Source organism: Streptomyces sp. NPDC005070 (genome assembly GCF_053600395.1).
The window spans coordinates 1-25,470 of record NZ_JBSFZS010000055.1 but is presented as its reverse complement, the minus strand read 5'-3'; the positions used below and the strand labels follow the sequence as shown (position 1 = coordinate 25,470).

Below are 25,470 nucleotides of genomic sequence, written 5' to 3'. Positions count from 1 at the left end.
CGGATTTCCGGGGGCGCCCGCTTTTGCCGTTCGAGCAACACGACTGGCCGTTTCCGGGAGTGGCGGAGCAGGCTGTCCTCATCGCGAGAGAGAGGCTTGCCCCATGGCACAGGACCACCACCACGAGCACGGCAGCGGCCCGGCGCACCACCGGGGCGGGGCTCACGACCACGGCCGGAACGACGGCTCCGCGCCCGGTCAGGGGCATGGCAACGGCCACGGCCACACCCACGTGGACTTCGGCCAGATGCTGCCCACGCTGGTACAGGAGGCGGAGCTGTTCACCCCGGCCTACCTCCGGGCGGCCGAGTGGCTGCGGGAGCAGCGGCCCGATCCCGGGCTGATCGTGGACGCCGGAAGCGGCCCCGGTGTCATCTCCGGCCTGCTCGCCGCGACGTTCCCCGGTGCGCGGGTCGTCGCCGTGGACGGCGCCGAGCCTCTGCTGGCGGAGGCCCGCGCCCGCGCCGAGCGGCTGGGCTTCGCCGACCGGTTCAGCACGATCGAGGCCGAACTCTCCGAGGGTGTGGGTGACTTGGAGTACCCCGCGGACCTGTTGTGGGCCAGCAGGTCGCTGCATCACGTCGGCGACCAGCGGGCGGCGCTCACCGGTTTCGTCCGGAGCCTGGCCCCCGGCGGCACGCTGGCCCTGCTGGAGGGCGGCCTGCCCACGCGTTTCCTCCCGCGCGACACCGGTATCGGCCGGCCCGGCCTGGAAGCCCGGATCGACGCGGTGCACGACGAGTGGTTCACCCGTATGCGGGCCGAGCTGCCCGGATCGGTGCCGGAGACGGAGGACTGGCCCGCTCTGCTCACGGCCGTCGGGCTGCGCCACACGGCGACCCGCACCTTCCTGCTCGACCTGCCCGCACCGGTCTCGGACGAGGCCCGCGCCTTCGTCGTCACGGCGCTCACCCGCAGGCGGGAGGGTCTCGCCGAAGGCCTCGACGCGGAGGACCTCGCCACGCTCGACCGGCTGCTCGACCCGGAGGACAAGGCGAGCGTGCACCGCCGTTCGGACACGTTCGTCCTGACGGCGATGACGGTGTACGTGGGGGTCAAGCCCGAGTAGTCACGGTGACCGCCGCCCGGCCGCGAGCGCGGCCGGCGGGCCTTGACATCGAGCGCGCTCCAAGTGATGAACTCCCGGAGTTCGAGGCACAGTCGGCCGGCCAAGGGGCCGGGCACTCCAGGGGGTACACCATGACCGATTCTCCTGTCGCACTCATCACCGGGGGCGGAAGCGGCATCGGGGCCGCGGTCGCCCGCCGGCTGCTCGACGCCGGGCACCGGGTGGCCGTCACCGGGCGCGGAGAGGAGCGGCTGAACCTCTTCGCCGAGGAACTCGGCCGCCCCGAAGGGCTGTTGACGATCGTCGGGCACGCGGCCGAGTACGACCAGGTGAGGGCCGCAGTCGAGGCGACGCTCAAGGAGTTCGGGCGCATCGACACCGTCGTCGCCAACGCCGGGTTCGCCACCCACGACACGGTCGCGGACGGGGACCCCGCCGGCTGGTCCGAGATGGTGCTGACCAATGTGCTGGGACCCGCGCTGCTCATCAGGGCGTCCATCGACGCGTTGAAGGAGTCCCGCGGTCGCATCGTCCTGATCGGCAGTGTCGCCGGGCATGTGAACACGCCCGGCAACATCTACGGCGCGACCAAGTGGGCGGTGACCGGGCTCGCGGAGAACACCAGGCGCCAGGTCACCGAGTACGGCGTGGGCGTGACACTGATCTCGCCCGGCCGGGTGGAGACCCCGTTCTGGGACAGCTACGGCAGCCTGCCGCCCGGGCAGCTCCTGACGGCGGACCAGCTCGCCGACTCGATCCTCTGGGCGGTCGGACAGCCGACGGGCGTCGACGTGAACACGGTGGTCGTCCGCCCGATCGGCCAGCCCGTCTGATCCCGCCCGCGGGGCGCGCCCGCCCCGCGGGCGGTCTCCGTCCCCCGCTCCTCAGTTGTTCGCGAGGAACTGCCGGGCCAGGGAGTCCCCGAGCGAGACGGCCGCGCTGTGGCTCTCGATGGGGGACACCTGCGTGTTCTTGAACAGGATGTACGTCACGCCGGTGTCGGCTCCGCCCGTCTCCGGGTCGGGGTCGATGCCGAGCGCGTTCGCCGTGGCGTACGACGCCTCACCGATGATCTGCGTCGGTCCGGTGTCGCCGACGACCGCGTACTCGACCTTGCCGTTGTAGACGACGGCGACCACACCGCCACCCTTGATGCCCGAACTCGTGTACTTCCAGATGCTGCTGGAGCTCGGCACGACGACGTAGGGCAGCGAGTCGGCGCGCAGCGCCCGGCCGTCGGACTGGTGGAAGGCGGTGTCGTCCTGGAACCAGGGGTCGGTGCCGGCGTTGCACTTGGCGGTGACCTGGCCGTCGCAGTCGATGTCCATGTCGGCCTTCCAGAACACGGCGCCGTTCTTGCCGCAGACGGGGATCGTGGCCGAGGTCTCCTCGTCCGTCCTGTACTTGCCGTTCGAGATCTGCGAGCAGGACGTCACCTTGGCGAGGAGGGCGGCCGCGCTGACCGAACCCTCCTGTGCCGAGCGGGGTGCGGCGGTTCCGGAGGCGTTGGCCGGGAGCGCGGCGACGGCGAGCAGTGCCGCTCCGACGGCCGCGGACAGGGTCAGTGTTCGAGTGCGCACTGTGGGGGAACCCTTCTGTTAGGAAACTTTCCTTACCGGGTTGGTCCAAGGTGGCCCCGTTTGCATGACCGCGTCAAGACTTGAGCCCCGGTTTGGTCCGGTCCAAGGGCGTCAAGAAAACCGTCGGCCCGGATGCGGTGAGCATCCGGGCCGACGGTTCGGTGCCGGGTCCGGCCGGTCGGCCGGTGTGCGGCGAGGGTGATCCGGGCCGGTCAGCCGATGTCGAACGCGGCCGGGTCGGGCCCCAGCCGGCGGTCCTCGTTCAGTGCCGAGATCGCCGCGATGTCCTCGGTGTCCAGGGAGAAGTCGAAGACGTCGATGTTCTCCTTGATCCGGGACGGCGTCACGGACTTCGGGATCACGACGTTTCCGAGCTGGAGGTGCCAGCGCAGGACGATCTGGGCCGGGGTGCGGCCGTGCTTCTGGGCGATCGCGACGATCGCCGGGACCTCCAGGAGGCCCTTGCCCTGGCCCAGCGGCGACCAGGCCTCGGTCGCGATGCCCTGCTCGGCGTGGAACTCACGGGCCGCGCGCTGCTGGAGGTGCGGGTGCAGCTCGATCTGGTTGACCGCCGGGATGACCGACGTCTCGTCGATCAGCTTCGCCAGGTGCTCCGGGAGGAAGTTCGAGGTGCCGATGGCCTTGGCACGGCCGTCGGCGTAGATCTTCTCCAGGGCCTTGAACGTGTCGACGTATCGGCCGCGGGCCGGCGTCGGCCAGTGGATCAGATACAGGTCGACGTAGTCCAGGCCGAGCTTCTCCAGCGAGGTGTCGAAGGCCCGCAGCGCGGAGTCGTACCCCTGGTCGCTGTTCCAGAGCTTGGTGGTGACGAAGAGCTCCTCGCGGGCGATGCCGGAGGCGCTCACGGCCTTGCCGGTGCCCTCTTCGTTGCCGTAGATCGCCGCTGTGTCGATGCTGCGGTACCCGGACTCCAGTGCGGTGGCGACCGCCCGCTCCGCCTCGTCGTCCGGCACCTGCCAGACACCGAAGCCGAGCTGGGGCATCTCGACGCCGTTGTTCAGGATGATCGGGGGGACCTTGCTCACGAGCTCTCGATCCTTAAGTCGTCGGGTGGTCTTCGTATGGTCAACGATCACGGGCCGTGATGCATTCCTGACCGGGCTCCGGGCGCGCGGAATCGAAGATTGGCTGAAATAGTCCGATCAATCACGCCGGTGTCCGCGCCGGAGACCGAGGGGGCTTCTGCCCGCCGGCTCCGCGTCCCGGCGCACGATCCGGACGACCGCCCCTACGTCCGGTAGAGCGCCTCGACCTCGGTCGTGTACGCCTTCTCGATCGCCTTGCGCTTCAGCTTCAGCGACGGCGTCAGCAGGCCGTGTTCCTCGGTGAACTGGTTGGCCAGGATCCGGAAGGTGCGGATCGACTCGGCCTGCGAGACCAGCGTGTTCGCGGCGACGACGGCGCGCCGCACCTCGGTCTCCAGGTCGGGGTCGCGCACCAGATCCCCGGCCGAGAGCGGAGGCTTGCCGCGCATCTGGAGCCAGTGCTCGACGGCCTCGGCGTCGAGGGTGACGAGCGCGGCGATGTACGGCCGGTCGTTGCCGACCACTATGCACTGCGCGACGAGCGGATGGTCGCGCACCCGCTCCTCCAGCGTGCCCGGCGAGACGCTCTTGCCGCCGGAGGTCACCAGGATCTCCTTCTTGCGCCCGGTGATCGTGAGGTAGCCGTCCTCGTCCAGGGAGCCGAGGTCGCCGGTGGCGAGCCAGCCGTCGTGCAGGGTGGCGTCGGTGGCCTTGTCGTTGTTCAGGTAGCCCTGGAAGATGTTGCCGCCGTTCAGCCAGATCTCGCCGTCGTCCGCGATGTGCACGGTGGTTCCGGGGATCGCCTGCCCGACGGTGCCGAAGCGGGTGAGCTCGGGCGGGTTGGCGGTGGCGGCCGCCGTGGACTCGGTGAGTCCGTACCCCTCGTAGATGGTGATGCCCGCGCCCGCGAAGAACAGCCCGAGCTGACGGTCCATCGCCGAGCCGCCGGACATCGCGTGTCTGACCCGGCCGCCCATCGCGGCCCGGACCTTGGAGTAGACGAGCTTGTCGAGGACCTGGTGCTGCATGCGGAGGCTCGCCGAGGGGCCAGGACCGGTGCCCCAGGCCTTGGCCTCGACGGCGTCCGCGTAGCGCACGGCGACGTCGACGGCCTTCTCGAAGGGACCTGCCTTGCCCTCCCTCTCGGCCTTGCGGCGCGCGGAGTTGAAGACCTTCTCGAAGATGTACGGCACGGCCAGGAAGAAGGTGGGCCGGAAGGCGGCGAGGTCCGGCAGCAGCGCGGACGCGTTGAGCTGGGGCTGGTGCCCGAACTTGACCCCTCCGCGGAACGCGGCGATCTGCACCATCCGCCCGAAGACGTGCGCGAGCGGCAGGAACAGCAGGGTGCTCGCCTCGTCGCCGCGCTTGGAGTGGAAGACGGGCTCCCAGCGCTCGATGACGGTGTCCGCCTCGAACATGAAGTTCGCGTGCGAGATGACACAGCCCTTGGGGCGCCCCGTCGTGCCCGAGGTGTAGATGATCGTCGCGATGGATTCGGGGGTGACGGCGCGGCGGTGCCGGTGCACCACCTCGTCGTCGAGGTGCGCGCCCGCCTCGTACAGCTCGTGCACCGCGCCCACGTCGAGCTGCCACAGCTTGTGGAGCTGGGGCAGCCGGTCGACGACCGTGGCGACGGTCATCGCGTGGTCCTCGTGCTCCACCATGACCGCCGACACCTGCGCGTCGTGCAGCATCCAGAAGACCTGCTCGGCGGAGGAGGTGGGGTAGACGGGCACGACCTGGGCGCCGATCGTCCACAGGGCGAAGTCGAAGAGGGTCCACTCGTAGCGGGTGCGGCACATGATGGCGACCCGGTCGCCGAAGCGTATGCCCTGCGACAGCATGCCCTTGGCGAGCGCCAGGACCTCGTCCCGGAACTCCGCCGAGGTGACGTCGCGCCACTGTCCCTGCTCGTCCTTGCGGCCGAGCGCGACGTGGAGCGGGTCCACCCGGGCATACTCGAACACGGCGTCGGCCAGGCCGCCCACCGGCGGCGCCGACGCCAACGGGGGGTTGGTGAACTCGCGCAATACCGCTCCTCGTGGCCTCCGCACAGCGCCGTGAAAGCTACCCCACCACGCGAGTGGACGGGAGGGGGCTCGAACCGCCGAGGGGTGTGGCGTCCGCACAGGTCAACCACGGAAATGCCGCACAAAGGGAAGGGTCGGACAGAATCCCCTACGGTTCCGTAGGTTTCGAGTCCGTAATCTCCACGGAATCGGCACGACCCCGTACGGGGTTCCGAGGCAGGCGAGAGCCGATTCGGAATGCCTCGTTCCGGCGGGTTCGACCGCAGTCGGACCCTAACTCCGCCGTCCCCGGTGCAGCCGGTCCCCGCCCGCGAGGATCGCCGTCGCGAGCGCGTCCGCGGCGTCCTGCGCGGACGGCCGCCGCCGACCGTGCACCAGCACGAAGTCGACCTCGCCGAGCTCCGGCAGCCCCGCCCGCTCCGGCACCCGGACCAGGCCGGGCGGCACCAGCCCCCGCGAGTGGGCCATCACACCGAGGCCCGCGCGGGCCGCCGCGATCAGGCCGTTGAGGCTGCCGCTGGTACAGGCGACGCGCCACGGCCGCCCCTGGCGCTCCAGCGCTTCGAGGGCGAGCGCACGGGTGATCCCCGGGGGCGGGTAGACGATCAGCGGGACCGGACGGTCCGGGTCGAGCCGCAGCCGCTGCGCGCCGATCCATACGAGCCGGTCGTGCCAGACGAGTTCCCCGCGTGGATCCTCGGGCCGGCGTTTCGCCAGCACCAGATCGAGGTGCCCGGCGGCGAGCTGCTCGTGGAGCGTGCCGGACAGCTCCACCGTCAGCTCCAGGTCCACCTCGGGGTGGTCGGTGCGGAACCCCTCCAGGATCTCCGGCAGCCGGGTCAGCACGAAGTCCTCGGACGCGCCGAAGCGCAGCCGGCCCCGCAGCCGGGTACCCGTGAAGAACGCCGTCGCCTGTTCCTGCACTTCCAGGATCCGCCGCGCGAACCCGAGCATCGCCTCACCGTCCTCGGTGAGCTCGACGGAATGGGTGTCGCGGGAGAAGAACTGCCGCCCGGCGGCGTCCTCCAGCCGGCGCACATGCTGGCTGACCGTGGACTGGCGCACCCCCAGCCGCCTGGCGGCCCGCGTGAAACTCAGCGTCTGGGCCACCGCCAGGAACGTACGGAGCTGGGAAGGGTCGTACACGGCTCCACGTTATCGCGATGCGTGATGACAGTCAGAGCGGTATGACGGATTCCCGATCGCGGCCGGGGAGAGGACGATGGAGAGGGCACGATCCGCCGATGGCGATCACCCGCACCGAACCGAGCAACCGAGCAGTGGAGCACCGTGAAACGCCTGCAGTGGCCGAGCTGGATGCCGGTCGATCCCTACATCCTGCTGCTGCTCGGGACGGTGGGCCTCGCCGCCCTGTTCCCGGCGAGCGGAACGGCGGCGGACGTCGCCTCGGGCGCGTCCACGGCGGCCATCGCCTTCCTCTTCTTCCTGTACGGCGCACGCCTGTCCACCCGTGAGGCGATGGACGGCCTCAAACACTGGCGGCTGCACGGTACGGTCCTGATCTGCACCTTCGTGGCGTTCCCACTGCTCGGCCTCGCCGCCCGCGGCCTGGAGCCGGTCTTCCTGACCCACGACCTCTACACCGGCCTCCTCTTCCTCACGCTCGTCCCCTCGACCATCCAGTCGTCGATCGCCTTCACCTCGATCGCCCGCGGCAACGTGCCCGCCGCCATCTGCGCGGGCTCCTTCTCCTCCCTTGCGGGCATCGTCGTCACCCCGCTGCTGGCCGCGTTCCTCCTCGGCAGCGGCGGCGGCTTCTCCACGGACTCGGTCGTCAAGATCGTGCTGCAACTGCTGGTGCCGTTCCTGGCCGGACAACTGCTGCGCCCATGGATCGGCGGCTTCATCACCCGCCACAAGAAGGTCCTCGGCTATGTCGACCGCGGATCCATCCTGCTCGTCGTGTACACGGCTTTCAGCGAGGGCATGGTGCAGGGCATCTGGAGTCAGGTCAGCGCCGCCCGGCTGGTGGGGCTCCTCGTCGTCGAGGCGCTGCTGCTCGGCGTCATGCTCCTCCTGACCTGGTACGGCGCGAAGGCCCTGCGCTTCGACCGGGAGGACCGGATCGCCATCCAGTTCGCCGGGTCCAAGAAGTCGCTCGCCTCGGGCCTGCCCATGGCCGGTGTCCTGTTCGGCGCGCACGCCTCCCTCGCCGTGCTCCCGCTGATGCTCTTCCACCAGATGCAGCTCATGGTGTGCGCGGTGATCGCCAGACGCCGGGCCAGTGATCCGGAGGTGAGCGGCAGCCCCGGCCCGGCCCGCTCCGCCGGGCCCCGGGTCTCCCCGGCCGCGACGGCGGGCCGCTAACGGTCCGTGGCGACCCGGTCCAGGGGAAGCCACATCACGGTGTCCCGGGTCACCTTCCGCGAAGGCGGCGCGGACAGCTCGTCGTCGCTCAACGCGCGGTCGTAGACCCGCACGTCGTCGATCGCCCCGGTGAAGAAGGCCCGGCTGTCCATCCGCTGGCCGATGTGGACGCCGAACGGCGAGTTCCGGCTCACCGATCCGGGCACGTCCGCGGTACCGACCGTCGTCCCGTCGAGGAACAGGGTGAGCCGGCCCCCGCCGCGGCGCAGCGCCAGATGGTGCCACTGTCCGTCGTTGAAGGAGCTCGTGGTGCGCACGAACGCCGTCGCGGGGGCGGAGGCGCCGTTCCTGGTGGTGATGAGCCCGGTGATCCGGTTGGACGCGGGCTCCCCGCGCAGCCACACCTGCGGCTGGCTCGTACCGATCCCGCCCATCCACAGCAGGGGCTGCTCCCCGCTGGTGGCCGTGTAACGGAACCACAGGGACGCCGTGAAGTCCTTCGTCCCCAGCGGCAGCCGGTCCTGATACGGCAGTCGTACGGCGTCGTCGGTGCCGTCGAACTCCAGCCCGCCCCCGAGCACGCCGGCGGTCTCGCCCGGGCCGCCGAGGACCACCGCCCGCCGGGTGAGCGGAGCGAGGTCGGCCGTCGTCGGGTCCGGGCCCCGGCGCGGCCGGAGCCAGTCCTCGGTGAAGCGGGCGAAGCGGATCTCGTCGCGCGCGTCGACCGCGCCGCCCTCGTACAGCAGGCCGACGGTGTCCCCGTCGATACCCACCAGGTCGGAGTAGCCCGACCAGTCGGTGGTGACGACCGTCCCGCGGTCCACGCTGTCCCAGGTGCGTCCGCCGTCGTAGGAGGAGCGGACCGTCATGGTGCGGCGGCGGTCCGGGTCGGCGGGGCAGGCGAGCAGGATCCGGTCCCCGAGGCGCAGCGTCGAGCCCTGCACCTGGGGCGCGTAGAGGTCCGGGACGTCACGGAAGGGGGACACGAAGCTGTCGCCGCCGTCCCTGCTGACCGCCTGGGTGCGGTGGCCGAGGTCGGTCCCGTCCTGCTCACGGCCGCTGATCAGGAGCGATCCGTCGGTGCGCTCGGTGAGGGTCATCTCGGACGGCTTCTGCCGGAAGGTGCCGTCGGCCGCGATCGGCCAGGAGTCGCTCGCCCCGATGTCCCAGTGGTCGCCGCCGTCGTCGCTGGTGATGAGGGCGGCGTTGTTGGCGGTGACCCGGCCGCCGTCCCAGGTCTCGGTGTTGACGGCGAACACGAGCCGCCCCGCGTGCCGGCCGCGGGTGAGCTGGACGCCGTGGACCGGACCGGTGGCGTACCAGGAGTTCCAGTTCGCGGGCAGGATCTCGGAACTGAGATCGCGCGGCTGCGACCAGCTCAGACCGTCGTCGTCGCTGTACTGGAGATGCGGGGTGCGGTCGCAGGGAACCGAGCAGCTCGCGCTGTCCGTACGGCCCGTGTTGTAGGTCTCCGCCAGCACGATCCGGCCGGTCTCGCGGTCCACGACCGGGGTGGGATTGCCGTGGGTGTCCCCGTTCCCCTCGTTGACGACCCGGAGGGGGCTCCAGGTGCGGCCGCCGTCGTCGGAGCGCTTCACCACGATGTCTATGTCGGCCGCGTCACCGCAGTTGAGGACGCGTCCCTCGGCGAACGCCAGCAGCGTTCCCCTGGTCGTCCGGACGACGGAGGGGATGCGGAAGCAGGCGTAGCCCGGATCCTGAGAGGCTTTGAACAGCACCTGCTGCTCGAACGCGGGTGCGACCGAGGCGGGTTCGGCTCGCGCCGTGCCCGGGAGCACGATCAGCGCGGCGATGCCGAGGAGCGCGGCCGAGAGGGATCTCAGACGGGTGGCGAGGCGTGACGGCATGGTGCGACCTGCCCTTCGTACGGCGGCTGGGCAATCCGGATTCCAAGGACATCCCACGTCCAACGTTCGCGCCGCAGAGGCTACTTGGGCCCTCAGGCACCCCACAAGGAGCAAGTACCGGTCGTGTTCACGCCAGAATTTCGCGCTCGTGTGTCCGCCCGGCGAGGAGCAGTTCACTGGCTTGTCGATCCGGATTTCCGGTACGGACGGCTGATGCGGGCTAACGTTCCGTCATGACCGCACCCGAAACCGAACCCCGCCTCGCCCTCGACCCGGCGCGCACCGCACTCGTGCTCGTCGATCTGATGGAGCGCATCGTGGCGTTGCCCCTGGAACCGAACAAGGGGACCGAAGTTCTCGCCACCGCCGAGGAGTTGGCGGAGTCCTTCCGGAAGACGGGCGCGCTCGTCGTACTCATCCGGGTCGAGCGGTCCGGAGTCGCGGAGCAGCCGCCCGGGAGCGGACTGGTCGCCGGACTCGTCGCGGAGGGTGACCTGGAGATCGTGAAGCGGACCATCGGCGGGTTCCAGGGCACCGGCCTCGACGAGCGGCTGCGCGAACACGGCGTCTCCACCCTGGTGTTCGGCGGGATCGCCACCAACCTCGGGGTCGAGTCGACCGCGCGCGCCGCCGGCGACCTCGGCTACGACCTCGTCTTCGTCGAGGACGCGATGGCCGCGTTCACCGCCTCCGAGCACGACGCCTCCGTCCGGCTGGACTTCCCGCGCCTCGGCACGGTCGTGACCGCGGGTGAGGTGCGCTTCTCGGTTCGCTGAATCCGGGCACGGGCGAAGCCCGTCGCGTGCGGCGCCGGTGGTGGTGGTCCGGGACCGAGGCGGGGCCCCTCCGGCGCAGGGGGCGCTCCCCGCCGTCCGGGGCCCCGCCGCCGTGCCGCGGGGAGCCGCTGTCAGCCCTGGCCGGCCGCGGCCCGCAGGGTGATGCGGTGCTCGCCCGCGTACACGTTCATGTTGGCGCCGCGCAGGAAGCCGATCAGGGTCAGGCCGGTCTCCGCCGCCAGGTCGACGGCCAGGGACGACGGAGCGGAGACGGCCGCCAGCACCGGGATGCCCGCCATCACCGCCTTCTGCGCCAGCTCGAAGGACGCCCGGCCGGAGACCAGCAGGACCGTCCGGGAGAGCGGGAGCGTGCCGTTCTGCAGAGCGCGGCCGACCAGCTTGTCGACCGCGTTGTGCCGGCCCACGTCCTCGCGTATGTCGACCAGCTCACCCTCCTCGGTGAACAGGGCCGCCGCGTGCAGACCCCCGGTCCGGTCGAAGACCCGCTGGGCCGCGCGCAGCCGGTCGGGGAGGCTCGCGAGCAGGTCGGTTTCCAGCCGCACCGGGGGAGTGGTGCCGCCCTCCGTGTCGTCGATGGTCCAGCGGGCCGTCGTACGGACCGCGTCCAGACTCGCCTTGCCGCACAGGCCGCACGAGGACGTCGTGTACACATTGCGTTCGAGCGTGATGTCGGGGACGACGACACCGGGCGCCGTCCGCACGTCGACGACGTTGTACGTGTTGGAGCCGTCCTCCGTGGCTCCCGCGCAGTACACGATGTTCTGGAGCTCGTCGGCACGCCCCAGCACCCCCTCGCTGACCAGGAACCCCGCGGCCAGCGCGAAGTCGTCGCCCGGGGTGCGCATGGTGATCGCCAGAGGCTTGCCGTTGAGCCGGATCTCCAGCGGCTCCTCGGCGACGAGCGTGTCCGGCCGGGAGCTCACGGCTCCGTTCCGGACGCGGATCACCTTGCGTCGTTCCGTGACTCGTCCCATGTCCTGATCAGTCCCGCTTCCATGCGTTCGGCCGGCCGGATCGGCCCTCGCGATCGCCGGTTGGCGTGCGGGTCGCCCCGGGCGTGCCGTGGGGGCGACCTTCACGTTCTCATTGTCCTGCACCCGCGGAGCGGGCCGCGGGCCGCCTCGCCGGGCGGCCCGCTCCGCACCTCAGGCCGCCGCGCCTCGGCGCCTCACGCCGCCGTCCGCAGCGCGAGCAGATCCGAGATGGCGTACACGGTGCGCAGCGTCGGGACCGGCACCCCGGTGATCTCCGAGAGTTCCACGACGGCCGCCAGCAGCACGTCGAGTTCCAGCGGCTTGCCGCGCTCCAGGTCCTGGAGTGTGGAGGTGCGGTGGTCGCCGACCCGCTCGGCACCCGCCAGGCGCCGCTCGATGGACACCCCCACCTCGCAGCCGAGTGCCCGGGCGACGGTCAGCGTCTCGGTCATCATGATCTCGATGACCCTGCGCGTCCCGCCGTGCAGACACATCTCCCGCATCGTGGCGCGGGCCAGCGCGCTGATGGGGTTGAAGGAGATGTTGCCGAGCAGCTTGAGCCAGATGTCGTTGCGCAGGTCCGGTTCGACCGGGCATTTCAGCCCGCCCTCCCGCATGGCGTCGCTGAACGCCCGGCAGCGCGGGGAGACGGACCGGTCGGGCTCCCCGACGGAGAACCGGGTCCCTTCGAGATGGCGGACGACGCCCGGTCCCGCCAGCTCGGTCGCGGCGTACACGACGCACCCGACGGCCCGCTCCGGGGCCAGAACCGCGCCGACCGCGCCCCCCGGGTCCACGCTCTCCACCCGGTGGCCGTCGTAGGGGCCGCCGTGCCGGTGGAAGTACCACCAGGGGATGCCGTTCTGGGCGGCGACGACCGCCGTCGTGTCGTGCAGCAGGGGCTCGATCAGCGGCCCGCACGCCGCGTACGAGTTGGCCTTCAGGCCGAGGAAGACGTAGTCGACCGGTCCGATCTCGGCCGGGTCGGCGGTGGCGTGGACGTGTGCGGTGAAGTCCCCGCGTGGACTGAGGACTTGGACGCCGTGCTGCCTCATGGCCGCGAGATGCGGTCCACGGGCGACGAGATGCACGTCGGCGCCCGCGCGGTGCAGAGCGGCGCCGACGTAGGCGCCGATCGCACCGGCGCCGAGAACTGCGACTCTCACTGTGTGGCGCTCCGTTCGGTCGAGGGTACCGAGGAACTGCCGAACTCTGTCGACGAAATATTGTCTACAGGATGGAATGGGGGTCGACAAGGGTGCGGGCCGGACCGGCTGTCGCGGGACCGGGTCCGCGCCCCGGGTGTCCCGGCCCGGTGACCGTTCGTCGCGCCAGGGATACCGCTCACCGCATACGGTCGACGAGTTCGCGTCACCCCGCTTCACAGCCGGACAACCGCTTCCTATCGTCCCGGATCATGAGCCCTCCCGTCGCACCCCCCGGTTGGAGCCGCTGGCTCGTCCCGCCGGCCGCCCTGTCGGTCCATCTCTCCATCGGCCAGGCCTACGCCTGGAGCGTCTTCAAACCGCCGCTCGAATCCGCGCTCGGTCTCAGCGGAACCCAGAGCGCGCTGCCCTTCCAGCTCGCCATCGTGATGCTCGGCCTGTCGGCCGCGTTCGGCGGCACCCTCGTCGAGCGCAACGGTCCGCGCTGGGCCATGACCGTCGCCCTCGTCTGCTTCTCCTCCGGCTTCCTCATCGCCGCGCTCGGCGCGGCCACCGAGCAGTACTGGCTGATCGTCCTCGGTTACGGCTTCGTCGGCGGCACGGGCCTCGGCATCGGCTACATCTCACCGGTCTCCACATTGATCAAGTGGTTCCCCGACCGGCCCGGAATGGCCACCGGCATCGCGATCATGGGCTTCGGCGGCGGCGCGCTGATCGCCTCGCCCTGGTCCGCCCAGATGCTGAAGTCGTTCGGTTCCGACTCCGCCGGGATCGCGGTCGCCTTCCTCGTGCACGGACTGTCGTACGCCGTGTTCATGACGCTCGGCGTGCTGCTGGTGCGCGTCCCGCGCGGCGAGACGCCGGCCGCGTCCGGGCCGAGCGCGCTCGACGGGGTCCAGGTCTCCGCCCGCAACGCCGTCCGCACCCCGCAGTTCTGGCTGCTGTGGGTCGTGCTGTGCATGAACGTCACCGCCGGCATAGGCATCCTGGAGAAGGCCGCCCCGATGATCACGGACTTCTTCGCGGACAGCTCCACCCCGGTCACCGCCTCGGCGGCCGCCGGATTCGTCGCCCTGCTCTCCGCCGCCAACATGGCCGGCCGGATCGGCTGGTCCTCGACCTCCGACCTGATCGGACGCAAGAACATCTACCGGCTCTACCTCGGGGCCGGCGCCCTGATGTACGCCCTCATCGCGTGGTTCGGGGACTCCTCCAAACCGCTGTTCATCCTGAGCGCGCTGGTGATCCTCTCCTTCTACGGCGGAGGCTTCGCCACGGTCCCGGCCTATCTGAAGGACCTGTTCGGCACCTACCAGGTCGGTGCCATCCACGGACGGCTGCTCACCGCCTGGTCCACCGCGGGCGTCCTCGGGCCGCTGATCGTGAACCGGATCGCCGACCACCAGGAGGCGGCGGGCAAACACGGCTCGTCCCTGTACGGACTGTCGTTCCTGATCATGATCGGGCTGCTCGCCGTCGGCTTCGTCGCCAACGAGTTCGTACGCCCCGTACACGCCCGCCATCACATCCCCGCGCCCAGGGAGGCCGCCGATGTCGCACGACAGCAGCCCGAGTCCGCCTGACGGCGCCGGTGTCCCGGGCCCGCCCGGCCGCGGGGCACTGACCGCCTTCGCCTGGCTGTGGGTGGGTGCGCCCCTGTGCTACGGCGTCTACGAGCTCGTACAGAAGGCCACTCAACTGTTCTCGGGGTAGATGTTCGGACGCCCCAAGGTCTGACAGAAGCCGACAAGCCTGGCGGCGCAATCCTGTGGCATCACCTGCCGTCGTACCCGCGAGTCACTGATCAGACTGGTGGATCCCGCTACCCGAAGCACGAGGGGGACCACCCATGAACGGCACACGGATCGCCGCCGTCGGCCATTATCAGCCCGCCAAGGTACTCACCAACGAGGACCTGGCGGGCCTGGTCGACACCAGTGACGAGTGGATCCGGAGCCGTGTGGGCATCCGGACCCGCCATGTCGCCGGGCCCGACGAACCGGTCGACGAGCTGGCCGCGCACGCCGCCGCCAAGGCGCTCGCCTCGGCCGGCCTGACGCCCGGCGACATCGACCTCGTCCTCGTCGCCACCTCCACGGCCGTCGACCGGTCCCCGAACATGGCCGCCCGGGTCGCCGCCCGCCTCGGCATCCCCTCGCCGGCCGCGATGGACGTCAACGTCGTCTGCGCCGGGTTCACCCACGCCCTCGCCACCGCCGACCACACCGTGCGCGCCGGTGCCGCGACCCGGGCGCTCGTCATCGGCGCCGACAAGATGACCGACGTGACGGACTGGACCGACCGCACCACGTGCGTGCTCGTCGGGGACGGCGCGGGGGCCGCCGTGGTCGAGGCCTGCCCGGCGGGCGAGGAGCCCGGCATCGGGCCGGTGCTGTGGGGTTCGGTCCCCGAGATGGGGCACGCGGTGCGCATCGAGGGCACCCCCTCGCGGTTCGCGCAGGAGGGGCAGAGCGTCTACCGCTGGGCCACCACCCAGCTCCCGCCGATCGCCCGGAAGGCCTGCGAGCGCGCCGGTCTCGCGCCCGAGGATCTCGCCGGGGTCGTCCTGCACCAGGCCAACCTGCGCATCATCGAGCCGCTCGCCCTGAAGATCGGCGCGGTCAACGCGGTCGTCGCGCGTGATGTGGTCGACTCCGGGAACACCTCGGCCGCGAGCATCCCGCTCGCCTTCTCCAAGCTGGTCGAGCGCGGCGAGATCTCCACCGGCGATCCCGTCCTGCTGTTCGGCTTCGGCGGCAACCTCTCCTACGCGGGGCAGGTCGTGCGCTGTCCGTGAGGCGGTCCGAGCCGGTCGCGAGACGGAGCTGTCCATGAGGCGGTCCGAGCCGCTCGTCCGGTGCCCGCGTCCCCGGGTGTGACAAGCCCAACTCCCGTGCCTGTGGCGGGTTTGTGCGCCGTAGACTGTAGGCGAAAGACAATTGATAATCGACTTTCCTTATCGCGGCGACGACGCTGCCCAGGGAGGGACCGTGATGTTGTCGACAGGCCTGCCTCAGGGAGCGGTACCCAAGCTCGAACGCCCCGGCCCGCTCCGTGACCGTGTCTACGAAGCGCTGCTCGAACTCATCACCACCCGCGCCCTCCAGCCGGGCCAGCACCTGGTCGAGAGCGAACTCGCGGGTCATCTCGGAGTGTCACGGCAGCCCGTGCGGGAGGCCCTGCAACGGCTGAGCACGGAGGGCTGGGTCGATCTCCGGCCCGCCCAGGGCGCGTTCGTGCACGAGCCGACCGAGGCGGAGGCCGACCAGCTCCTCACCGTCCGTACGCTCCTGGAGGCCGAGGCGGCCCGGCTCGCCGCCGCCAACGCGGGTCCGGCCGCCATCAGCGCGCTCGAGGACCTGTGCACCGAGGGCGAACGGGCGGTCGCCGCCGACGACGTCGACGCCGCGGTCGCGACGAACGCGCGGCTGCACGCCAAGGTCATGGAACTCGCCGGCAACGCGGTCCTCGCCGAACTCGCCGCACAGGTCGACCGCCGGGTCCGCTGGTACTACACGCCGGTGGCCCGGCAGCGCGGGCGGCAGTCCTGGATCGAGCACCGTGAACTGATCGCCGCGATAGCGGAGCGCGACGGACAGCGGGCCACCGCGGTCATGCGCGCGCACACCGAGCACACGCGCCAGATGTACCACGACCGCGAGAAATAGCCGGCCGGCGGACGCCGCCGTCTCCGCCGGTCGGCCGGCGGACGCCGTCTCCCACCGTCAGGCGGCGGGCGCCGTCACCGTCCGGGGGCCGGGGCGGGAGGGCGACCAGCGGGCCTCCGCGCCGAGCATCGCCACCAGCACCCCCACCAGCGCGAGCAGTTCGACGACCGCCGAGAACCGGATGCCGAGCAGCGCCGTGGCCGCCGCGACGGGTACCGCGACCGCGCGGAACGTCACCGGCCACAGCCGCAGCACCGAACGGAACGCCACGTCCCCGGCGAGGAACAGCGCGACCCCGCCCGCGAGCGTCAGCGCGGGCCCGGTGGCGGACTGCTCGGTGAGATGGCCGAGCGTCTTCTTCACACCGGCCGCGCAGTAGGCGATGCCGAGCAGCATGGGCAGGAAGGCGTAGTAGTACGCGTTCATCGCCAGACGCCAGCGACGGTCCGGCGGTGTCGCGGCGAACACGGCCTCCGCCGCGTGTTCGTCGCGTACGAAGTACGTCCACCACAGGGCACCGGCCAGCGCGAGCGCGAGGAAGGCGCCGACGAACAGATCCACGGTGAGCGGCCGGCTCCCGATCCCGATGCCGATCGCGATGACGGACTCGCCGAACGCGACGATGAGCAGCAGCCCGTGCCGCTCGACGAAGTGGGCCGGGTCGAGCGCCCCCAACTGTGTGCGCAGCATCGCGGCGTCACGCCCTCCCCGGCGCCTGGCCCCGTGTTCGGCGAAGAACGGTGTGACGAACTGCAGGACCAGAGCCAGCAGCCACAGACCGTCGGCGCGCGGGCCGTCGAACAGCCCTGCCGCCGTGACGGCCAGCGCGGCGAGCGCGTTCGGTACGGCGTACCAGACGACGTCACGGCCGTGGCTGCGGGTGTAGAGCGCGCTGTGCACAAGGACGACGGCCAGGAAGCCCAGGCCGAAGACCACGCCGCCGTCGTCGAAGGCACGCGGGATGGCCAGCGCGCACACCAGGAACGCGCCCATGCCCAGCATCAGCAGGATCCGCCGTGAAGGCCGGTCGGGCGGAACCTGGTTGGTGAGATACGCGTACGCGCCGTACATCCAGAACAGCACCACGAAGATCAGCGCGACGCGGGCCGCCGTCGCGAACGACAGATCGGCGGTGAGCAGCACGGTGAGCTGGGTGAGGGTGAAGACGAAGACGAGGTCGAAGAAAAGCTCCAGCGTACTGACACGCCGCCCCGCCTCGTCGCCCGCCGACCGCCCCGCCCCGTCCGTCGACTGCGCGACTCCGCCCGCCGATTGAGCGGTTCCGTCCGCCGACCGCGGGTCTCCCTGTGCCGCCGAACGCAGCTCCTCGGCCACCGGCGTGTGCCCCGGACCGTCCCCTGCCCTGTTCATGTGTCCCCCCGCGACAGATGGTCTGCGGAGATCGTATGCGGCCGTCTCGCTGCGGGGCCGGGTCCTTCGCCTTCCGATCTCTCTTTGTCCTCGGAGTGGAGAAAGTCTGCTGCAATCCATGCACTACTTCTTCCAACTCCCGGCAGCCACTGCTACGTTCCCCTCGAAAGCGCGACCGGTGACGGTGGCCGGAACCTGACCGCATCAGGTGCCGGCCGAGGCGGGAGGGGTTCGTGAGACGTATGACGGCGCGACCCGCGAACGCCCACCAGGCCCGGCTGCTGCGTCTGTTGCGCGACGGAGGCCCCAACTCCCGCGCCCAGCTCGGCGATCGAGTCGACCTCTCCCGGTCGAAGCTGGCCGTCGAGGTGGACCGGCTCCTCGAGACCGGCCTCGTGGTGGCCGACGGACTCGCCGCCTCGCGGGGCGGACGCCGCTCCCACAACATCCGGCTCTCACCGGCGCTGCGGTTCCTGGGCGTCGACATCGGCGCGACGTCGGTCGACGTGGCCGTCACCAACGCCGAGCTGGAGATCCTCGGACACCTCAACCAGCCCATGGACGTACGCGAGGGCCCGGTCGCGGTCTCCGAGCAAGTGCTGTCCATGGCCGCCAAGTTGAAGGCATCGGGGATCGCGGAGGGGTTCGACGGGGCGGGGATCGGCGTTCCGGGTCCCGTCCGCTTCCCCGAAGGTGTCCCGGTCGCCCCGCCGATCATGCCGGGGTGGGACGGCTTCCCGGTCCGTGAGGCACTCAGCCAGGAACTCGGCTGTCCGGTCATGGTCGACAACGACGTGAACCTGATGGCCATGGGGGAGCAGCACGCGGGCGTCGCACGCTCCGTGGGCGACTTCCTCTGCGTCAAGATCGGCACCGGCATCGGCTGCGGCATCGTCGTCGGCGGAGAGGTCCACCGCGGTGCGACGGGCAGCGCGGGCGACATCGGGCACATCCAGGCCGTGCCCGACGGGCGCCCGTGCGCCTGCGGCAACCGGGGCTGTCTGGAAGCCCACTTCAGCGGTGCCGCGCTCGCGCGTGACGCCGTGGAGGCGGCCCAGCAGGGCCGCTCGGCCGAACTCGCCACCCGGCTGGCGGCGAACGGCGCGCTGAGCGCCGTCGACGTCGCCGCGGCCGCCGCGGCGGGCGACGCCACCGCGCTCGATCTGATCCGGGAGGGCGGCAACCGCACCGGCCAGGTCATCGCGGCGCTCGTCAGCTTCTTCAATCCCGCCCTGGTGGTGATCGGCGGTGGGGTGACCGGTCTCGGCCACACCCTGCTCGCCGCGATCCGCACCCAGGTCTACCGCCAGTCGCTGCCGCTCGCGACCGGCAACCTGCCCATCGTCCTCGGGGAGCTGGGCCCCGCCGCCGGAGTCATCGGCGGGGCCCGGCTGATCAGCGACCACCTGTTCTCGCCCGCGTAAGCCACCTCCTCCCGCCCGCGCCCCCGTTCTTCGCGCCCGCACCAGCCGTCTCCAGGAATCGGAACACCGGCGCCGCCACCGGCCGCCCCGTGCCCGAAACACCCCTGCCCGTACGCGCACCGCCCGGCAACCGGCCCGCACGCCTGCCCGAGGGAACCGTCATGGCACCAGAACCACCGCTGCTCACCATGTCCGGCATCACCAAGTCGTTCCCCGGAGTCCGGGCCCTCGACGGCGTCGACCTCGACGTCGAGGCCGGCGAGGTGCACTGTCTGCTCGGCCAGAACGGCGCCGGGAAGTCCACGCTCATCAAGGTCCTGTCCGGAGCCCACCAGCCCGACGGCGGCACCATCACCTGGCGCGGAGAGCCCGTCACCCTCAAGTCCCCGATCGCCGCCATGCGCCTCGGCATCGCCACCATCTACCAGGAACTCGACCTGGTGGAGGGACTGTCGGTCGCCGAGAACGTCCACCTGGGACACGAACCCACCACCGCCGGGTTCGTCGTCAGGGGCAAGGCCGCCAGGACGGCGACCGCCCTGCTGCTCGGACGGCTCGGCCACCCGGAGATCGACCCGGCCCGGCTCGTCGGCGAACTCTCCGCCGCCCAGCGGCAGATCGTCTCCATGGCGCGGGCGCTGTCCCACGAGGTACGGCTCATCGTCATGGACGAGCCGTCCGCCGCGCTCGACCCCGACGAGGTCGGCAACCTCTTCCGGATCGTCGCCCAACTGACCTCGGACGGCGTCGCCGTGGTCTACATCTCGCACCGCCTGGAGGAGATCCGCCGCATCGGCGACCGGGTCACGGTCCTGAAGGACGGACGCGCGGTCGCGGGCGGACTGCCCGCCGGGTCGACCCCGACGCGCGACGTGGTCTCCCTCATGACGGGACGCAGCGTCGAGTACGACTTTCCCGACCGGCCCCGCGCCGGGCCGCCGGGCGAGCCGGTGCTCTCGGTCCGAGGACTGTGCCGTCAGGGGGAGTTCGCCGCGCTCGACCTCGACGTACGGCCGGGCGAAATCGTCGGACTGGCCGGACTGGTCGGCTCCGGCCGCTCCGAGATCCTGGAGACGATCTACGGAGCGCGCAGGCCGACCACCGGTCGGATCAGTGTCGACGGGAAGCCCCTGCGCACGGGCAGCGTCCATGCCGCGGTGCGCGCCGGACTCGGACTCGCCCCCGAGGAACGCAAGGCACAGGCCCTGCTGATGCTGGAGTCGGTCACCCGCAATGTCTCCGTCTCTTCCATGTCCCGTTACGCGCACGGGGGCTGGATCGACCGGCGGGCCGAACGCGGGGCGGCGCGGGCGGCCACCCGCGAGCTCTCCCTGCGCCCCGACGATCCCGCCCTCCCGGTCAGGACCCTGTCCGGCGGCAACCAGCAGAAGGCGGTGCTGGCGCGCTGGCTGCTGCGCGGCTGCCGCGTCCTGCTCCTCGACGAGCCCACCCGCGGTGTCGACGTCGGGGCGCGCGCCGAGCTGTACGCGGTGGTCCGCCGGCTCGCCGACGAGGGTCTCGCCGTCCTCCTGGTCTCCAGCGAGGTCCCCGAGGTGCTCGGGCTCGCCGACCGTGTCCTGGTTCTGCGCGAGGGCAGGGTCGTGCACACGGCGCCATCCCGGGACCTCGACGAACACCGCGTCCTCGATCTCGTGCTGGAAGGAGGCCCCGTGGCCAGTGAAGGGAGTCCGGCGTCATGACGCAGTTCGTGTCCCCGCCCCGGGACGGCACCGGCAAGGTGCCCGCCACGGGCGAAGTCCCGGCGTGGCGCGCCGTGGTGGCCCGCGCCGACGTCCGCACGCTCTCGCTCCTCGGCGTCCTCGCCGCCCTCGTCGTCATCGGCGGCGTCACCCGGCCCGACGAGTTCCTCGACACCCGCAATCTCCAGCTCGTGCTGACCCAGGCCTCGGTGATCGGTGTTGTCACCGTCGGCATGACCTTCGTCATCACCTCGGGCGGCATCGATCTGTCGGTGGGCGCGATCGTCGCCCTCTCCTCGGTCTGGGCGACGACGGTCGCCACCCAGGAGTACGGCTTCACGGGCATCCTCGTCACCGCGGTCCTCGTCGGTCTCGGCTGCGGCCTGGTCAACGGACTGCTCGTCGCGTACGGAGGGATGGTCCCCTTCATCGCGACGCTCGCCATGCTCGCCTCGGCCCGCGGGCTGGCCCTCCAGATCACCGACGGCCGCACCCAGATCGTCACCGTGGACGGAATCCTGAAGCTCGGCGAACGCGACTCCTACGTCCTCGGTGTCCCGCCGCTCGTCCTGGTCTTCGCCGTCGTCACCGTCATCGGCTGGCTGGTGCTGAACCGCACCACCTTCGGCCGGCGCACGGTCGCCGTCGGAGGCAACGCGGAGGCGGCCCGGCTCGCCGGCATCGACGTACGACGTCAGCGGCTGTACCTCTATCTGCTCTCCGGACTGTGCTGCGGCATCGCCGCGTTCCTGCTGGTCATCCTGTCCGGCTCCGGCCAGAACACCAACGGCAACCTCTACGAGCTCGACGCCATCGCGGCGGCGATCATCGGCGGCACCCTGCTCAGCGGGGGCCGCGGCACCATCACCGGTTCGGTGCTCGGCGTGCTGATCTTCACGACGATCACCGACATCTTCGCGCTGAACAACCTCCAGAGCGACGTTCAGCAGATCGCCAAGGGCGCGATCATCGTCGCCGCGGTCCTGGTCCAGCGGCGCACAGTAAGCACGACCTGACACGGGAAGGGTCCACCGCCATGCCAGTACCAACGAGCCCGACCAGCCGCAGAGGACTGCTCCTCGGGACCGCCGCCGTCTCGGCCGGCGCCCTCCTCACCGGCTGCACCAGTAACGACACCAAGGACGCGGACCCCGCCGCGAACTCCGGTCCGGCCGCCGACGACAAGCCCGGCAAGCACGTCACGATCGGCTTCGCCGGCCCCCAGGCCGACCACGGCTGGCTCAACGCCATCAACGACAACGCCAAGAGCCGTGCCGGGAAGTACAAGGACGTGACCCTGGAGATCACCGAGGGCTCCAACGACACGGCGGCGCAGATCGGCCAGATCGAGACCCTGATCAACAAGAAGGTCGACGTCCTGGTCGTGCTGCCCGCCGACGGCAAGGCGCTGACCCAGGTCGGCCTCAAGGCGATGCGCGCGGGCATCCCGGTCGTCAACCTCGACCGCATCTTCAACTCGCCCCAGGCGTACCGCTGCTGGATCGGCGGAGACAACTACGGGATGGGCCTCAGTGCTGGTCACTACATCGGCGAGAAACTCAAGGGCAAGAAGAACGCCAAGGTCATCGAGCTGGCGGGGCTCGACAACCTGGAACTCACCAAGCAGCGCACCCAGGGCTTCGACGCAGCACTGAAGAACTACCCGAACATCACCAAGGTCGCCCGTCAGGCGGCCGAGTTCACCGTCGAGTCCGGCCAGGCCAAGATGTCCCAGCTCCTGCAGGCCCAGCCGGAGTTCGACGCGCTGTGGAACCACGACGACGACCAGGGAGTGGGAGCGCTGCGGGCCATCAAACAGGCCGGCCGCGACGGCTTCCTCATGGTCGGCGGAGCCGGAGCGCTCTCCGCCTTCCAGGCCATCGACGCCGACAACAGCGTCCTGAAGGCCACCGTCCTGTACCCGCCGACCATGGCCGCCTCCGCGATCGACCTCGCCCGCACCCTCGGCCAGGGCAAGGGAATCAGCGGCCTCGCCGAGTTCGAGATCCCCGCCTCGCTCACGCTCTACTCGGCCGTCGTCGACAAGGACAACGTCCAGCAGTACATGGCCACCGGCTTCCGGTGACGCGAACCGCCGCCCACGGGGCCCGGTCCGGCGGGACCGGGCCCCACCCCCACCGCGCCACGACGACGAGGAGGACCCCCGCATGGGACAGCCGGACCAGGGCGACGAGATCGCGAAACCGCCCTTGGGCGTGGGCATGGTCGGTTACGCGTTCATGGGCGCCGCCCACTCGCAGGGCTGGCGCACCGTGGGCCGCGTCTTCGACCTGCCGCGCCGCCCGGTCCTCGCCGCCGTCTGCGGCCGCGACGAACAGGCCGTACGCGCGATGGCCGGCCGGCACGGCTGGGCGGCCGCCGAGACCGACTGGCGCGCGCTGATCACCCGGGACGACGTCGACGTCGTCGACATCTGCACCCCCGGTGACAGCCACGCCGAGATCGCCGTCGCCGCCCTGGCCGCGGGCAAGCACGTGCTGTGCGAGAAGCCGCTCGCCAACACGGTCGAGGAGGCGGAGACGATGGCCGCGGCCGCGGCCGAGGCCGCCGGACGCGGTCAGATGTCCATGGTGGGCTTCAACTACCGCCGCCTCCCGGCCACCGCGCTCGCCCGCTCGATGGTGGCCGAGGGCCGCCTCGGAACCCTGCGGCACGTGCGGGTGACGTACCTTCAGGACTGGCTCACCGACCCCGAGTTCCCGCTCACCTGGCGGCTCCGCAAGGAGAAGGCCGGTTCGGGCGCCCTCGGCGACCTCGGGGCCCACATCGTCGACCTCGCGCAGTACCTGGCGGGGGAGCCGCTCGGCGGAGTCTCCGCGCTCACCGAGACCTTCGTACGCCGACGGCCCCTGCCCGCACGGACGTCGCGCGGGCTGTCGGCCTCCGGGCCCGTACGAGGCTCCCGTTCGGACGCCGTCACCGTCGACGACGCCGCCCTGTTCACCGCCCGCTTCGCCTCCGGCGCCCTCGCCTCCTTCGAGGCCTCCCGCTTCGCCGCCGGACGCAAGAACTCCCTGCGCATCGAACTCAACGGCGAGCGCGGCTCGTTGGCCTTCGACCTGGAACGGCTCAACGAACTCGCCTACCACGACCACACCGAACCCGCCGCCCACGCGGGCTTCCGGCGCATCCTCGTCACGGAGCCCGACCACCCCTACCTCGACGCCTGGTGGCCGCCGGGACACGGCCTCGGCTACGAGCACACCTTCGCGCACCAGGCCCGCGACTTCGTGCGGGCCATCGCGGACGGGCGGCCCCCGGAACCGTCCTTCGCGGACGGGCTCCAAGTGCAGCGCGTCCTCGCCGCGGTCGAGGAGAGCGCCGCGAAGAACTCCACGTACACCCCCGTAGCGGTCTGAGGAGGCCCCGAAATGCCGCGTGACTTCACGCTCTTCACCGGCCAGTGGGCCGACCTGCCCCTCGAGGAGGTCTGCCGGCTGGCCCGTGACTTCGGCTACGACGGACTCGAACTCGCCTGCTGGGGCGACCACTTCGAGGTCGACAAGGCGCTCGGGGACCCCTCCTACGTGGAGTCCCGGCGCGCTCTTCTCGACAAGTACGGCCTCAAGTGCCTGGCGATCTCCAACCATCTGGTCGGCCAGGCCGTCTGCGACGCCATCATCGACGAACGCCATCTGGCGATCCTGCCCGCCCGCGTCTGGGGCGACGGCGAACCCGAAGGCGTCCGGAGGCGGGCCGCCGCCGAGATCGCCGACACCGCCCGCGCGGCGGCCGCCCTCGGTGTCGACACGGTCATCGGATTCACCGGCTCGGCGATCTGGCACCTCGTCGCCATGTTCCCGCCCGTTCCCGAAGCGATGATCGAGCGCGGCTACGAGGACTTCGCCACCCGCTGGAACCCCGTCCTGGACGTCTTCGACGCCGAGGGTGTCCGCTTCGCGCACGAGGTCCACCCGAGCGAGATCGCCTACGACTACTGGACCACGCACAAGGCCCTGGAGGCGATCGGCCACCGGCCCGCCTTCGGCCTCAACTTCGACCCCTCCCATTTCGTCTGGCAGGACCTCGACCCCGTCGGATTCCTCTACGACTTCCGCGACCGCATCTACCACGTCGACTGCAAGGAGGCCCGCACCCGCCTCGACGGCCGCAACGGACGGCTCGGCTCCCACCTGCCCTGGGGAGACCCGCGCCGCGGCTGGGACTTCGTCTCCGCGGGCCACGGCGACGTCCCCTGGGAGGACGTCTTCCGCATGCTGAGCTCCATCGGCTACACCGGGCCCATCTCGGTCGAGTGGGAGGACGCCGGCATGGACCGGCTCCACGGCGCGCCCGAGGCCCTGGCCCGGCTCAAGACGTACGACTTCGAGCCGCCGTCCGCGTGGCTGGCGGAGCAGTCCGGCGCGGGTACGGGTGCTGTAGCGGACCTCGCCCACCAGTCGGGGGAGCACCCAGCGCACCTCGGCC

At 71.1% G+C, this 25,470-nt stretch carries 22 protein-coding genes; 14 read left to right on the top strand and 8 right to left on the bottom strand.

The window, feature by feature from the left end:
• Positions 1-103: 103 nt before the first annotated feature.
• Positions 104-1,069: a class I SAM-dependent methyltransferase gene (locus tag ACWEBX_RS20120; protein WP_451886184.1), complete on the top strand. Its 966-nt coding sequence runs from the start codon at positions 104-106 to the stop codon at positions 1,067-1,069.
• A 131-nt stretch (positions 1,070-1,200) separates the two neighbouring features.
• The gene (locus ACWEBX_RS20115; RefSeq protein WP_451886183.1) at positions 1,201-1,902 is read left to right on the top strand and encodes an SDR family oxidoreductase; all 702 of its coding nucleotides are present in this window, start codon (positions 1,201-1,203) and stop codon (positions 1,900-1,902) included.
• 51 nt (positions 1,903-1,953) lie between these two features.
• Here the strand turns inward: ACWEBX_RS20115 and ACWEBX_RS20110 are convergent, their stop codons facing one another.
• The 4 genes from ACWEBX_RS20110 to ACWEBX_RS20095 form a co-directional block, all read right to left on the bottom strand.
• Positions 1,954-2,649, bottom strand: coding sequence for a glycoside hydrolase family 75 protein (locus tag ACWEBX_RS20110; RefSeq protein ID WP_451886182.1), 696 nt, complete (start codon positions 2,647-2,649; stop codon positions 1,954-1,956).
• 212 nt (positions 2,650-2,861) lie between these two features.
• A complete protein-coding gene (locus ACWEBX_RS20105) occupies positions 2,862-3,653 on the bottom strand; it encodes an aldo/keto reductase (RefSeq protein ID WP_355768576.1) in 792 nt (263 codons plus the stop codon).
• A gap of 245 nt (positions 3,654-3,898) precedes the next feature.
• Positions 3,899-5,725, bottom strand: coding sequence for an AMP-dependent synthetase/ligase (locus ACWEBX_RS20100; protein ID WP_451886181.1), 1,827 nt, complete (start codon positions 5,723-5,725; stop codon positions 3,899-3,901).
• 273 nt (positions 5,726-5,998) lie between these two features.
• The gene (locus tag ACWEBX_RS20095) at positions 5,999-6,871 is read right to left on the bottom strand and encodes a LysR substrate-binding domain-containing protein (RefSeq protein WP_451886180.1); all 873 of its coding nucleotides are present in this window, start codon (positions 6,869-6,871) and stop codon (positions 5,999-6,001) included.
• A gap of 171 nt (positions 6,872-7,042) precedes the next feature.
• Here ACWEBX_RS20095 and ACWEBX_RS20090 point away from each other — a divergent pair, with 171 nt between their 5' ends.
• The gene (locus ACWEBX_RS20090) at positions 7,043-8,053 is read left to right on the top strand and encodes a bile acid:sodium symporter family protein (protein ID WP_451886207.1); all 1,011 of its coding nucleotides are present in this window, start codon (positions 7,043-7,045) and stop codon (positions 8,051-8,053) included.
• Here ACWEBX_RS20090 and ACWEBX_RS20085 read toward each other — a convergent pair.
• Positions 8,050-9,921, bottom strand: coding sequence for an exo-alpha-sialidase (locus ACWEBX_RS20085; RefSeq protein ID WP_451886179.1), 1,872 nt, complete (start codon positions 9,919-9,921; stop codon positions 8,050-8,052). The two genes, ACWEBX_RS20090 and ACWEBX_RS20085, sit on opposite strands and share 4 nt — an antisense overlap.
• Before the next feature lie 233 nt (positions 9,922-10,154).
• Between ACWEBX_RS20085 and ACWEBX_RS20080 the strand changes: the two genes are divergently transcribed.
• Positions 10,155-10,697 (top strand): isochorismatase family protein, encoded by a 543-nt coding sequence (locus ACWEBX_RS20080; protein WP_451886178.1) that lies wholly within the window; start codon positions 10,155-10,157, stop codon positions 10,695-10,697.
• Between the two features lie 131 nt (positions 10,698-10,828).
• Here the strand turns inward: ACWEBX_RS20080 and fdhD are convergent, their stop codons facing one another.
• Together fdhD and ACWEBX_RS20070 are read right to left on the bottom strand one after the other, a co-directional pair.
• The gene (fdhD, locus tag ACWEBX_RS20075; protein ID WP_451886177.1) at positions 10,829-11,692 is read right to left on the bottom strand and encodes a formate dehydrogenase accessory sulfurtransferase FdhD; all 864 of its coding nucleotides are present in this window, start codon (positions 11,690-11,692) and stop codon (positions 10,829-10,831) included.
• Positions 11,693-11,886: 194 nt separating this feature from the next.
• Entirely contained in the window at positions 11,887-12,858 is a 972-nt protein-coding gene (locus ACWEBX_RS20070) for a 2-dehydropantoate 2-reductase (RefSeq protein ID WP_451886176.1), read from the bottom strand.
• 251 nt (positions 12,859-13,109) lie between these two features.
• On the opposite strand from ACWEBX_RS20070, the gene ACWEBX_RS20065 reads away from it, so the two are divergent.
• The 4 genes from ACWEBX_RS20065 (at position 13,110) to ACWEBX_RS20050 (ending at position 16,526) form a co-directional block, all read left to right on the top strand.
• Positions 13,110-14,441: an OFA family MFS transporter gene (locus ACWEBX_RS20065; RefSeq protein ID WP_451886175.1), complete on the top strand. Its 1,332-nt coding sequence runs from the start codon at positions 13,110-13,112 to the stop codon at positions 14,439-14,441.
• The gene (locus tag ACWEBX_RS20060) at positions 14,410-14,571 is read left to right on the top strand and encodes an MFS transporter small subunit (RefSeq protein ID WP_451886174.1); all 162 of its coding nucleotides are present in this window, start codon (positions 14,410-14,412) and stop codon (positions 14,569-14,571) included. The genes ACWEBX_RS20065 and ACWEBX_RS20060 overlap by 32 nt, the downstream gene beginning before the upstream one ends.
• A gap of 136 nt (positions 14,572-14,707) precedes the next feature.
• Positions 14,708-15,655, top strand: coding sequence for a beta-ketoacyl-ACP synthase III (locus ACWEBX_RS20055; RefSeq protein WP_451886173.1), 948 nt, complete (start codon positions 14,708-14,710; stop codon positions 15,653-15,655).
• Positions 15,656-15,851: 196 nt separating this feature from the next.
• The gene (locus ACWEBX_RS20050; protein ID WP_451886206.1) at positions 15,852-16,526 is read left to right on the top strand and encodes a GntR family transcriptional regulator; all 675 of its coding nucleotides are present in this window, start codon (positions 15,852-15,854) and stop codon (positions 16,524-16,526) included.
• 57 nt (positions 16,527-16,583) lie between these two features.
• On the opposite strand, the gene ACWEBX_RS20045 is transcribed toward ACWEBX_RS20050, so the two are convergent.
• Positions 16,584-17,897, bottom strand: coding sequence for a low temperature requirement protein A (locus tag ACWEBX_RS20045; RefSeq protein WP_451886172.1), 1,314 nt, complete (start codon positions 17,895-17,897; stop codon positions 16,584-16,586).
• Between the two features lie 242 nt (positions 17,898-18,139).
• On the opposite strand from ACWEBX_RS20045, the gene ACWEBX_RS20040 reads away from it, so the two are divergent.
• The 6 genes from ACWEBX_RS20040 to ACWEBX_RS20015 all read left to right on the top strand — a co-directional run.
• The gene (locus tag ACWEBX_RS20040; protein WP_451886205.1) at positions 18,140-19,321 is read left to right on the top strand and encodes an ROK family protein; all 1,182 of its coding nucleotides are present in this window, start codon (positions 18,140-18,142) and stop codon (positions 19,319-19,321) included.
• Positions 19,322-19,482: 161 nt separating this feature from the next.
• Positions 19,483-21,021 carry a sugar ABC transporter ATP-binding protein gene (locus ACWEBX_RS20035; RefSeq protein WP_451886171.1) on the top strand — a complete coding sequence of 513 codons (1,539 nt, stop codon included), beginning with the start codon at positions 19,483-19,485 and terminating at the stop codon, positions 21,019-21,021.
• Positions 21,018-22,037: an ABC transporter permease gene (locus ACWEBX_RS20030; protein WP_451886170.1), complete on the top strand. Its 1,020-nt coding sequence runs from the start codon at positions 21,018-21,020 to the stop codon at positions 22,035-22,037. Before ACWEBX_RS20035 ends, ACWEBX_RS20030 begins: the two co-directional genes overlap by 4 nt.
• A 20-nt stretch (positions 22,038-22,057) precedes the next feature.
• Positions 22,058-23,107 (top strand): substrate-binding domain-containing protein, encoded by a 1,050-nt coding sequence (locus ACWEBX_RS20025; RefSeq protein WP_451886169.1) that lies wholly within the window; start codon positions 22,058-22,060, stop codon positions 23,105-23,107.
• An 82-nt stretch (positions 23,108-23,189) separates the two neighbouring features.
• The gene (locus tag ACWEBX_RS20020; RefSeq protein WP_451886168.1) at positions 23,190-24,401 is read left to right on the top strand and encodes a Gfo/Idh/MocA family protein; all 1,212 of its coding nucleotides are present in this window, start codon (positions 23,190-23,192) and stop codon (positions 24,399-24,401) included.
• A 12-nt stretch (positions 24,402-24,413) separates the two neighbouring features.
• The coding region (locus ACWEBX_RS20015) for a sugar phosphate isomerase/epimerase family protein (RefSeq protein ID WP_451886167.1) at positions 24,414-25,470 on the top strand (1,057 nt) is incomplete at its 3' end.

Excerpts from the sequence above, each read along its gene's own strand:
- ACWEBX_RS20050 (WP_451886206.1), top strand. The coding sequence starts at position 15,852 with ATGTTGTCGACAGGCCTGCCTCAGGGAGCGGTACCCAAGCTCGAACGC.
- ACWEBX_RS20020 (WP_451886168.1), top strand. The coding sequence starts at position 23,190 with ATGGGACAGCCGGACCAGGGCGACGAGATCGCGAAACCGCCCTTGGGC.
- fdhD (WP_451886177.1), bottom strand. The coding sequence starts at position 11,692 with ATGGGACGAGTCACGGAACGACGCAAGGTGATCCGCGTCCGGAACGGA.
- ACWEBX_RS20030 (WP_451886170.1), top strand. The coding sequence starts at position 21,018 with ATGACGCAGTTCGTGTCCCCGCCCCGGGACGGCACCGGCAAGGTGCCC.
- ACWEBX_RS20040 (WP_451886205.1), top strand. The coding sequence starts at position 18,140 with ATGACGGCGCGACCCGCGAACGCCCACCAGGCCCGGCTGCTGCGTCTG.
- ACWEBX_RS20080 (WP_451886178.1), top strand. The coding sequence starts at position 10,155 with ATGACCGCACCCGAAACCGAACCCCGCCTCGCCCTCGACCCGGCGCGC.
- ACWEBX_RS20035 (WP_451886171.1), top strand. The coding sequence starts at position 19,483 with ATGGCACCAGAACCACCGCTGCTCACCATGTCCGGCATCACCAAGTCG.
- ACWEBX_RS20105 (WP_355768576.1), bottom strand. The coding sequence starts at position 3,653 with ATGCCCCAGCTCGGCTTCGGTGTCTGGCAGGTGCCGGACGACGAGGCG.
- ACWEBX_RS20065 (WP_451886175.1), top strand. The coding sequence starts at position 13,110 with ATGAGCCCTCCCGTCGCACCCCCCGGTTGGAGCCGCTGGCTCGTCCCG.
- ACWEBX_RS20025 (WP_451886169.1), top strand. The coding sequence starts at position 22,058 with ATGCCAGTACCAACGAGCCCGACCAGCCGCAGAGGACTGCTCCTCGGG.
- ACWEBX_RS20115 (WP_451886183.1), top strand. The coding sequence starts at position 1,201 with ATGACCGATTCTCCTGTCGCACTCATCACCGGGGGCGGAAGCGGCATC.
- ACWEBX_RS20060 (WP_451886174.1), top strand. The coding sequence starts at position 14,410 with ATGTCGCACGACAGCAGCCCGAGTCCGCCTGACGGCGCCGGTGTCCCG.
- ACWEBX_RS20045 (WP_451886172.1), bottom strand. The coding sequence starts at position 17,897 with ATGAACAGGGCAGGGGACGGTCCGGGGCACACGCCGGTGGCCGAGGAG.
- ACWEBX_RS20055 (WP_451886173.1), top strand. The coding sequence starts at position 14,708 with ATGAACGGCACACGGATCGCCGCCGTCGGCCATTATCAGCCCGCCAAG.
- ACWEBX_RS20085 (WP_451886179.1), bottom strand. The coding sequence starts at position 9,921 with ATGCCGTCACGCCTCGCCACCCGTCTGAGATCCCTCTCGGCCGCGCTC.
- ACWEBX_RS20120 (WP_451886184.1), top strand. The coding sequence starts at position 104 with ATGGCACAGGACCACCACCACGAGCACGGCAGCGGCCCGGCGCACCAC.
- ACWEBX_RS20090 (WP_451886207.1), top strand. The coding sequence starts at position 7,043 with ATGCCGGTCGATCCCTACATCCTGCTGCTGCTCGGGACGGTGGGCCTC.